Genomic DNA, 9,901 nt, shown 5'->3' with positions numbered 1-9,901 from the left:
GGGACCTACAACCAGAAACTTCGATAACTTTGGTTATGTTAAATTGAATTTCTATCGTGATCGGAATGATCATCAACGCGGCGCTGAATTATCTTGGCCCGGCGCAACTGACCGGTATCTGCATGCGGCCGGCGAACTCGCACGAACGCTGGTGTTATATGTGCGTGGAGACCGCACGAGCGCAAGTTGACGATGAGGTTGCCACAGCTGCGTTTCAGACTGAAACGGCCGCGCAACCTCATCGAGGCCGCACGGCCGTCTTTCGTCACGCATGCGCTTACGGATTCGGGCGCGGCGTCACGATCGGGAACAGCGGATTGAAGCTGTCGGTCAGCGACAGGAGTTCGGTGATCTTGCCGCGATCGCCGTCCACCTTTGCGCGCCCTGCCTGCACTTCCTTATCGAGGTTCGTCTGATGCAGCATGATGTTGTCGAGGCTCGACTTCGGCAGCGACAGCGTCACATCGGCGTTCTGGATCTGCTTGCCTTCGCTGTACACGAGCACCGAGTTCTCCAGCCGCACCGCGTACTGCTTGTGAATGTCCGGGAAAACCCAGTTCACTGAAATCTTCTTGCCGTCTGCCTTGTCCCCGTCGATATGCATGGAGAGGAACTCCAGCGCCATTTCAGGCGACATCGCGCGGATCGTGTCGGGGCTCGCGGTCTGCACCGCCGGCACCTTCGGGATGCCATTGCGCAACTCATACGCGCCCATCAGGTAGACGTCGCGCCACGGGCCGGCTTCGGACTGGTAGCCCAATTGCTCCAGGGCGTCGGCTTCCAGGTTTTTCGCTTCCTGGTTGTCAGGCTCGGCATAGACGGCCAGGTTCATGACCTGCGCCACCCAGCGATAATCACCCTTTGCATAAGCGTCCCGGGCCTTTTTCGTGACCGCCGGCACGCCGCCCATGAACTCCATCGTGCGCTTGGCGGTGTCCACCGGCGGCAGCGGGTGCAGGTCGGCCGGGTTGCCGCTATACCAGCCCATATAGCGCTGATAGACGGCCTTCGCATCGTGCACGACGGTGCCGTAGTAGCCGTGGTTGTACCACTCCTTGTCGAGACTCGGCGGCAGCTTCACCATGTCGCCGATCTCGTCCATCGTGTAGCCCATGTTCAGCAGACGCAGCGACTGGTCATGCACGTATTTGTAGGTGTCGCGCTGCTTAGACAGGTAATCGTTGATGCGGTCGTTTTCCCACATCGGCCAGTGGTGCGAGGCGAACACCACCTGCACCTGCGGGCCGAACATGTCGATCGTCGTATCGAGCGCCTGCCACCACTTGTTGGCGTCGCGCACCTGCGCGCCACGCAGCGTATAGAGATTGTGCAGCGTATGCGTGGCGTCTTCCGCCGCGCACAGCGCGTGATACTTAGGGAAATAGAACAGCATTTCCGCGGGCGCTTCGGTGCCGGGCGCCATCTGGAACACGACATCAAGTCCGTCGATGGTGCGCTTTTCCCCCGTCTTCTTGATGATGTCGGTCGGCGGAATCAACGTGACCGTGCCGTTGGACGTGGTCTTGCCCAGGCCGCCGTCAATTTGCCCCTTATCGCTGCGCGGCAACAGCGAGCCATACATGTAGATGGCGCGCCGGCTCATGGCGTTGCCAGCGAAGACGTTTTCGCTCACCGCCTCTTCCAGGAAGCCGTCCGGTGCGTAGATCTTCACCTTGCCGGATTTGACGTCGGCTTCGTTGACCACGCCCTTCACGCCGCCGTAATGGTCGACGTGACTATGCGTGTAGATGACCGCGACCACCGGCTTTCTCGGCCGATGCTGGTAGTAGAGATCGAGACCGGCCTTCGCCACTTCGGTGGAGATGAGCGGGTCGATCACGATGATGCCGTTGTTGGTCTCGACGATTGTCATATCAGACAGGTCGAAGCCGCGAATCTGGTAAATGCCGTCCACGACCTTGAACAGGCCGTTGTTCATGTTCAGCTGGGCGTTGCGCCACAGGCTCGGGTTGATCGAAGGCGGTGCGTTCTGGGCCTGCAGGAACTGGTAGCCGTCGAGCGTCCAGACCGTCTTGCCGTCGGGTGTCTTGACGTCGATATTCGGCAACGTGGCAATAAAGCCGCGCTTCGCGTCTTCGTAGTCTTGACGATCGCTCATCGGCAGGGTTTTCAGCAAGTCGGCGTTTGCCTGCTGGGTCGCGGGCGTCGCGTCCTTGTTGGTTTCGGCGGCAAGCGTCGCGCCGAAGCTCACTGCAAGCGCCACGAGTGGCAGGAGAAAGCGGGCTTTCATGGGCAACCTCACGTGATGACCTCGGGTGTTGAACGTCGTCGTTTGATCCATTTCCCAACCGAATCTCAAACGCCGCGTGGCGTCGGCTCCTTGTCCGGCGCGCCTTGCGGCGGATGCTGAGCGCTTTCCTCCGTGCGGCCACTGGAGGAAACCGTGTGATCCTGCCCTGGCCCGGCGATTCTCAGGAGACGCCCGGCATTGGCCAGCACGATAAATGTGCCGATGTTGTGCAGCACGGCGATCCATACCGCGGACACCAGCCCGAGCGCGGCCACGGCAATCACCGCCGCCGTCCAAGCCACGCCGATCATCGCGTTGAGCGCCGCCGTGCGACGGCAGCGGCGGCCGAGCTTGATACAGGCGGGGATGCGGCGCAGGTCGTCGCCCAGCAGGACAACGTCGGCAGCGGCCACCGCGATATCCACGCCGCGTCCGCCGATCGCGATGCTCGTCGCCCCGGCCTTGATCGCCAGCACGTCGTTGATGCCGTCGCCCACCACCAGCGGATGACGGCCCAGCGCGAGTTGCTGCGTCACGAATTCGAGCTTGTCTTGCGGCAGCGCGTCGGCGATCAGATGCTCGATGCCAACTTGCGCGGCGACCTCCTGCGCGACGGCCTCGCGATCGCCGGACAGCAGCGTTTGATGCACGATGCCGAGTTCGCGCAGCTCGGCCATGGCTTCGGGCGCTTCGGGACGCAGCGCGTCCGCGAACACAAACCAGGCCAGCAGCCGGCCATCGAGCGCGACGCCCGCCACGGAACCCGCGTAGCGCAATTCGGGCAGCGCAAGTTCGTGCACGTATTTGCGCAGCAGCGCATCGCGTCCGAGCACCGCCAGGCCTTCAGGTGTTTGCGTCGTCACGCCCAGGCCGCGCCACTCGCGGATCGCGTCGTCGGCATCGCTCGCGACCGGTGCGTGACCGCGCTCGCGCGCGTACGCAAGCAGCGCGCGGCTCACGGGATGCGCGCTGCCGCGTGCCATGCGCGCGGCCAGCGTCAGCGCGCCTGCCGCATCGACGCCCTGCTGCAGCGCCACGTCGACCACGCGCAGTTCGCCGTGCGTGAGCGTGCCGGTCTTGTCGATGACGAGCGAGTCGAGATCGGCCACGCGGTCAAGGAACGCCGCATTGTGCAGCAGCAGTCCGTGGCGCGCACCCACGGCGATGCCTGCAATGGCCGTGGCTGGCGCGGCGAGCACGAGCGCGCACGGACACGCCGCGACGATGACGGCCAGCATCGCGGAGGCGTTTTCCGAAACGAACCACACGAGCGCCGCGCCCAGCAGCACCAGCGCCAGGTAGCCGCCCATGTAGCGTTCGAGCGCTTCCGTGATGGGCGGCTTGGCGCGTTCGGCGTGGGCCAGCAACTCGACAATCTTGCCGAGCGTCGAATGCTCGCCGACTTCGGTCACTTCCACGCGCAGCGCCCCTTCGATATTGATCGCGCCGCCGTAGAGCGCATCGCCCGCCGCCACTTCGAGCGGCAATGATTCGCCGGTAATCGGACTGTTGTCGACCGCCGAGCGACCGCCTCGCACGATGCCATCGGTGGGAATGCGTGCGCCGGGCGCGACTTCCAGCAGGTCGCCGCGCGCGAGTGCTTCGATGGCCACGTCTTCGACGCCGCCATCGGTCCGCACGCGCATCGCGCGCGTGGCGGCCAGCTTCGTCAACGCGCGGATAGCTTCCTGCGACCCGAGCACGCTGCGCTCTTCGAGCGCGTGCCCGAATGTCATCACGACTGGCAACAGCGCGGCCGTGGCCATGTCGCCCGTCGCCCACGCCGCGAGCATGGCGAGCGCGATGAGCCGGTCGGTCACGCCATGCAAGCTCGGATGCCTGAGGCTGTGCCAGGCGCCCATGAAGACCGGCCCCGCGACCAGCAGTGACGCCAGGCCCGCGAGCACGTCGGCCACCTGCGCGCCCTGGGCCGTGAAATAGCGGCAGCCCAGCGAGAGCAGCAGCAGTCCCGCTGCCGCAAGGGCAAGAACGATGCGCCGGGAGATCGCCGCACGCTCTTCGGGCGCCAGCGCGACGCCGGGAAGCGCTTCGAGATCCGGCACTCCTGCGGCGGCAGCATGGTCATGGTCGTGGCCGTGCTCATGCCGATGACCATGCGTTGCGGCGTCGATACGCGTGAGCGGTTCCACATGGGCATTCATGGCGCCTTCCCTGGGAGCACGAGGCTCGACGTGTCGTAAGGATCGATCGTCGTGACGTGGCCCGCCTTCGAAAGAATTTGCTGAATGCGGTCGCGATAGGCACGTGCAAGCAGCCCCAGATCACTGTTCGCGCCGAGCGGCGCTTCGAGCTGCAGGATCGTCTGCGTTTCTGTCTGGGCCCTCGTCACGCGTTCTGTCGCGCTTGCCTGCGCGCTTTGCAAGATCTGATCGGCGAGCTGCTGGGCGTCCTGGCGCGTGGTTTCCGCGGCAGTGCGCGCGTCGGCGACAGTGCGCTCGGCGCTCTGCAAGGAACTGAGCACCGAGTTGAACGCATCGACCGCCGCGGCGGGCACGCTTGCCTGCACGTCGATGCGCGAAACCTCGATGCCCAGCCCCGCGTGCTGCGCTTCCAGTGCGTGCAGACGACGCTCGATCGCGCCCGCGATATCGTCGCGCAGGTGCTCGCGGCGCGCGGCCATCTGTACATCGGAGGCCAGCAGTTCGGGCCGCGCGACGAGGATGGTGTCGAGATCGCGCGACGCGCCGACCTCAGCGACCGCCGAAGCCGTCAGGCGTTCGATTGCCGGCGCGAGCAGCGCCTGCTGCAACACGTAGTCGTACGGCGAACTCACGCGGTAATAGAGCCGCGCGCCTAGCTGCACCACCGCATCGTCGCCGGTCAACACGTAGCCGGAACCCGCGAGCGCATCGGACAGCCGTGAGCCGTTGGTGCCCATTGCGGCATCCGGATGAAAGCCCCAAGAGGACATGTCGTTGAAGGGCAAGTTCGTATCGGTGGGGGGCGCGTTGCGTGCGGGATCGAGCGCGCGGGCGCGCGGGTCGCGATCCAGCGAGGCAATGCGCTGCTCAAGCACGCGTGCGGGGCCGGGCAGCAGCGCCACCGTTTCGAACGGACGCGGCCATGCGATTAGCAGACCCGCGCCCTGCACGCGCACGAACTTGCCGAAGCGCATTACGACAGCCTGACTGTCGGGCGGCACGCGCTGCACATTCGAGAACATCCACGCCAGCGCGGCGAGCACGGTCAACGCGGCGATGAACCAGAACGCCCCGCGCACCGCCTGGATGCCCGGTGCCGTGCGTGAAGGTAACGAGGCGGTCGTACTCATGGCTGGCGGCGCGCGCTCGCGGCGGCGCGAGGATCATGCGATGCCGTGACGGCTTCGAGTCCCGCGGGCCCCTGCACGAGCACACGGAACGGCGCGGCGTCCGTGCGCACGATCAGGTTGGTGTTGCCGTTCACGACGCTCGAAAGCGTGTCGAGCGAGCGCAGCATCGTATAAAGCTGCGGATTGCCCGCGTAGCTCTTGCCGTAGATGGCGGCGGCATCGCGACGCGACTGGGCTTCAATACCGGCGGCCTGTGCGTTGGCATCGGCCACGGCGACGCGTGCGTCGCGGTCGGCATCGGAGCGCACCTGAGCCGCTTCGAGCTTGCCTTGCGCGGTGCGTTGCGCCGCGACCGTCTCGCGTTCGGCGCGCATGCGCTCGACGGTGGCGGACAGCGTCGCGGCGGGCAGCGTCAGACGTTCCAGCCCGACCTGGACCGCGTGCACGCCATAGGTCGCGTAAAGCTGCGAGTCGATCTGGCGGCGCAGTTCGTTCTCGTACTGTTCGAGTTTTACGTCGCTCGCATTGCTATTGACGAGTGTCGAGAGATCGAAGCCCGAGGTGATGGTTTGCAGCGCCGAGCCGAGCAGCGAGCGGATCTGGCGCGCCGCCTCGTCGGGTTCGTTGCGCACGGCGCGCACGAAGTGGCCGACATCGGCGCTGTTATCGGGCACGCGCCACGCGACGTAGGCCTGCACCAGGATGCGCAGGCCATCGCGCGTGCCCACGTCCTGCAGTCCGCTCGACGTCGTGTGCAGCCGCAGATCGACCGGCACGGCGGTTTCGATCGGCGCGGGCAGCCGCCATGCCAGTCCCGGCTCCAGCTCGACGCGCACTGGTTCGCCAAAGCGCGTGACGACGGCAGCTTCCCCTTCATGAACCTGCACCACGCTCGCAGTCGCCACTGCAACCACGATACACAGCAGCGCCAATCCCACGCGCCACCCGAAGCCCCATCCGCCGCCGCTTGCGTGGCCTTCGTGAGGCTCGCCGTGATGGTGATGCGCGTGCCCTGCGTGTCCCGCGTGGCCGTGATGAATGTGAAGATGTGAACCGCTCAAGGTCTGCTCCTCAGGCTCGGTACAGTCTCTCAAAACAGTCGCTGGATACAGCCACTCAAAACAGCTTTTTGGCCCCGGCAGCGTCGCCCGTATTGAACGAGCGCAGGTCGATCGTCGCGCGCTTGTCGCTCACGAGGCGATCGTCGATCACCGTCAGGTTGGCGTTCTGCAATCCCTGCTGCAGATTGCGCAGGTAGTACTCGAAGGCGAATGCGGGGCCGCCCGCCTGCTGGGCCGCGATGTCCGCGCTGAAGGTCGTCTGCTGCATGTGCGCCGCAGAAAGTGTTTCTGCAGCGCTTGCATTGGCTTCGGCGACGCTTGCCTGTGCCCGTTCGTGCGCGGTGCCCACGAGCGTGGCGGCGAGGCCACGGGCTTCGGCGACACTCGCCGCCGTGCGGATCTGCGCGGCCTGCACGCCATGCCAGGCCGCCGAGGCGCCCGCTGGCGGATGCACGCTCTCGATCACCACTGCCGTCACTTCGATGCCGCTGCCGAGCCGGTCGAGCTGCTGTTGCGTCGCGTGGCGGATCGCATCGGCAATCACGGTCTGGCGCGCTTCGACAAGCGCGTCGAGCGTGTGCGACGCGAGGTAACGCACGATCTCTCGATTGGCGATCGCGCGCGTGACGTCGGCGATATTCGCCGCGCGATAGAGCGCAGCGCGCGCATCGGCGTCGCTCGCCCCGATGCGGTAATCGAGCCGCACATCGGCGCTGACGATTTCGAAATTCTGCTGCTGCGCATTCGCGCCCGCGATCACCTGACTGGTTTCCCAAGGATGCGCCACGTCCCAAAGCCGGTCGAGCTGTTCAGGCGCGCGCGCGTCGGCGGGAATCAGCAGTGCGGCGACGCTTGCGTCATTGGTAACATCGGCAACACCGGCAGCATCGGTGATATCCGAAACCACGATTTGATGAACTGCGCCGTTGTCGATGACGCGCGCGAGTCCGAACGGCCAGGGCAGCCCAATGTGCAGGCCCGGTTGCCACACGGCGCGCGGTGCACCGAAGCGCTCGTAGACGGCGCGCTGCTCCGGTTGCAGGATCGTGACGCCGCTCAGCAGCCACCCTGCCGCCACAAGCGCGACACCCGCGGCGGGCAACATGCGCAGCGTGCTATGCACGACCCAGCTTTGCCGCAAGTCGATACCGAAGCGGCTGCGCAGCGATTTGCCGAGTTCGGCGGGCGACCTTGGCGGGCGCACGAGCCAGTGCACGGCGGTGCTGTCCACCAGCGTGAGCGGCGACGCTGACGCACGCGGCGGCGTGAACCAGGCCAGTGTGGCGCGCAAGGCGTGTTCGCCAGCAACAAGCGCGGGCAGCAGCGCTATCGCGATCGCCAGCCAGCGGCTATCGCCACCGCGCCACAGGTACAGTCCGGCGCTGGCCGCACAGGCCAGCGCGACGACGAGCGCGATGCGCAATGCCCCGGCGAGAACGGTATCGGCATGCTGTACCGGCACCCGCGCCGCGATCACGCGCTCGATCAACAGCGTGACGAACGCCATCGCGAGCACAGCGCCGCACGCCAGCGTCATGACGTTGCGCACCTGCGGACCCGCTGCGGCGGCGTGCCGGTCGAAGACGAACACAGTCGCGGCGCAAAGCAGCAACGACACGAGCGCGCCTGCCAGCACGCACCAGGGCCACCAGCGAACGGTGCGCAACCGGCACCATGCCCACCCCGCTAGCGCGCGCCACGTTACGCGCTTGAGCAAATTCCAGCTCGCCGGACGTGCATCGCGCGACGTTCGCTTATGCGCCGCATCCACCGTTGACATCACATTGCGCTCGCAACCAATCGCCACGAGCATCACGTTCAGGCACGTCGCTGCGAGCGGTGCGAGCCATCGCAACTCGGCCCAGCTCGAACGCAGACACACGATGAACGTAAGCATGCCGAAAAGCAGCAGGCACGCGCCCGCGATCAACCGATAAGGTTGCGCGTTTCGCGCAGAGATGCCGTCACGAAAATATGCATTGCCCATTTCGCAAATGTCTTATCCTGCATAGCCATTGCGAACGAGTATCGTCGGACGAGTTTCATGTCGCCATAGGGATTTCGGGCAAAGCGAATTGCCCTTTCGGGCAATTCAAACAGCCGCGCATTTATTTGGCCTGCGAAAACCACTTCCCGTAAATCTGCTCGTAGGTGCCGTCCTCGTACATGGCGAGCAAGGTTTCGTTGATGGACTTGCGCAGCGGGCTGCCGTTGGCGACGGCGATTCCGTATTTTTCCGGCCTGAATACCGGCCCCACGACAGTGAGCGCGCCATTGCCGCGCCGTGCCGCCCAGTATTGCAAGGTCGGCGCATCGTAGACGATCGCCTGAACGTCGCCGCCCATGAGCATACGAAAGCCGTCGTTAGCATTGGTCACGTCCACATAAGACAGGCCGCGCTGCGTCAGGTATTGCGCGGCAATTGTCCCTGGCACGGTGGCGATCTTCTTGCCTGGGAGATCGTCCGGTCCGCGTATGCTCGATTGCAAACGCGCCACCGTCTGCGACGACGTGACCGTTGCCGTGAGTTGCGCAATCAGCACCACGCCAATCAGCCACATCGCAGGCACCAGAATGCGCTTGAAAATGCCGGGCGTTTCACGTTCGCCGTGCTCGCCGGTGGCGATGATCAACATGGTCACCCAGATACCCTCGCCGATCGAACGCCAGTACGGCTTCTGAAAATTGGCGTCGCGCTTGCGCTCCATCAGCCACACGAGATTGGCGAGAACAAATACGATGCCAACCGTGATTGCCACGAGCTGCGCGATCGCCAGCCACGGCACGGATTTGAGCAGCGCCATGACGGAATTGTCGTTCTGCGTCCGCACCATGATCTGGAGGCCGGAATCGAAATATGGCAGCGAAAAGTCGACGCTCTTTTCACGCGTCGGTGTCATGGTGATGGCTGCGATTGCGACATCCGCGTCGCCGCGCTGGACAGAGGCAAGCAGTTCGGGTTGCGTGCCGACCGGCCGCCAGACGAAATCGGCATGCAGGCGGCGCGCGACTTCATTCCAGATATCGATGCTGAAACCTTCTGGCGTCGCGGTCCACGGAATCACAAAAGGCGCGACAGGCGCAATCACGACACGCAGTGGACTTTGCACTCCGGGCTGGGCGGCCGCTATTGCGGGCGCCGCTTCGCTCGCCCCGGACGGCAGCGCTGTCGGCATCGCTGCCATCGACAGGACGAGCAGGGTCGCCCGCACAACCTGCCGCCAACCTGGCTTGTGCATCGCATTTCTCCCGAAGCTGCGGCGAACCGGTGGAGCGCACGAGTCGCCGATCACGTTG

The 9,901-nt window shown here is 65.1% G+C and carries 7 protein-coding genes; 1 reads left to right on the top strand and 6 read right to left on the bottom strand.

Annotation, left to right across the window (positions count from 1 at the left end; genetic code table 11):
• Positions 1 to 190, top strand: a 190-nt coding sequence (locus U5A67_RS31240; protein WP_321817382.1) for a hypothetical protein, incomplete at its 5' end; no start/stop codon positions are given.
• 87 nt (positions 191 to 277) lie between these two features.
• Here U5A67_RS31240 and U5A67_RS31235 read toward each other — a convergent pair.
• The 6 genes from U5A67_RS31235 to U5A67_RS31210 form a co-directional block, all read right to left on the bottom strand.
• Entirely contained in the window at positions 278 to 2,251 is a 1,974-nt protein-coding gene (locus U5A67_RS31235; RefSeq protein ID WP_321817381.1) for an alkyl/aryl-sulfatase, read from the bottom strand.
• 65 nt (positions 2,252 to 2,316) lie between these two features.
• Positions 2,317 to 4,413: a cation-translocating P-type ATPase gene (locus U5A67_RS31230; RefSeq protein ID WP_321817380.1), complete on the bottom strand. Its 2,097-nt coding sequence runs from the start codon at positions 4,411 to 4,413 to the stop codon at positions 2,317 to 2,319.
• Positions 4,410 to 5,543, bottom strand: a complete 1,134-nt coding sequence (locus tag U5A67_RS31225; RefSeq protein WP_321817379.1) for an SPFH domain-containing protein — start codon at positions 5,541 to 5,543, stop codon at positions 4,410 to 4,412. Before U5A67_RS31225 ends, U5A67_RS31230 begins: the two co-directional genes overlap by 4 nt.
• Positions 5,540 to 6,604: a protease modulator HflC gene (locus U5A67_RS31220; RefSeq protein WP_321817378.1), complete on the bottom strand. Its 1,065-nt coding sequence runs from the start codon at positions 6,602 to 6,604 to the stop codon at positions 5,540 to 5,542. The genes U5A67_RS31225 and U5A67_RS31220 overlap by 4 nt, the downstream gene beginning before the upstream one ends.
• Positions 6,605 to 6,659: 55 nt before the next feature.
• Positions 6,660 to 8,501 carry an SPFH domain-containing protein gene (locus tag U5A67_RS31215; RefSeq protein ID WP_321817377.1) on the bottom strand — a complete coding sequence of 614 codons (1,842 nt, stop codon included), beginning with the start codon at positions 8,499 to 8,501 and terminating at the stop codon, positions 6,660 to 6,662.
• Positions 8,502 to 8,712: 211 nt separating this feature from the next.
• Positions 8,713 to 9,843, bottom strand: a complete 1,131-nt coding sequence (locus U5A67_RS31210) for a transporter substrate-binding domain-containing protein (RefSeq protein ID WP_321817376.1) — start codon at positions 9,841 to 9,843, stop codon at positions 8,713 to 8,715.
• Positions 9,844 to 9,901: the final 58 nt, after the last annotated feature.

The sequence above is a fragment of the Paraburkholderia sp. J69-1 genome, assembly GCF_905220255.1.
Taxonomy (GTDB): Bacteria; Pseudomonadota; Gammaproteobacteria; order Burkholderiales; family Burkholderiaceae; genus Paraburkholderia.
The sequence above is the reverse complement of the archived record's forward strand: the minus strand, read 5'-3'. Positions and strand labels throughout refer to the sequence as shown.

Coding starts and splice junctions, on each gene's coding strand:
- U5A67_RS31235 (WP_321817381.1), bottom strand. CDS start 2,251: ATGAAAGCCCGCTTTCTCCTGCCACTCGTGGCGCTTGCAGTGAGCTTC.
- U5A67_RS31230 (WP_321817380.1), bottom strand. CDS start 4,413: ATGAATGCCCATGTGGAACCGCTCACGCGTATCGACGCCGCAACGCAT.
- U5A67_RS31225 (WP_321817379.1), bottom strand. CDS start 5,543: ATGAGTACGACCGCCTCGTTACCTTCACGCACGGCACCGGGCATCCAG.
- U5A67_RS31215 (WP_321817377.1), bottom strand. CDS start 8,501: ATGCTTACGTTCATCGTGTGTCTGCGTTCGAGCTGGGCCGAGTTGCGA.
- U5A67_RS31210 (WP_321817376.1), bottom strand. CDS start 9,843: ATGCACAAGCCAGGTTGGCGGCAGGTTGTGCGGGCGACCCTGCTCGTC.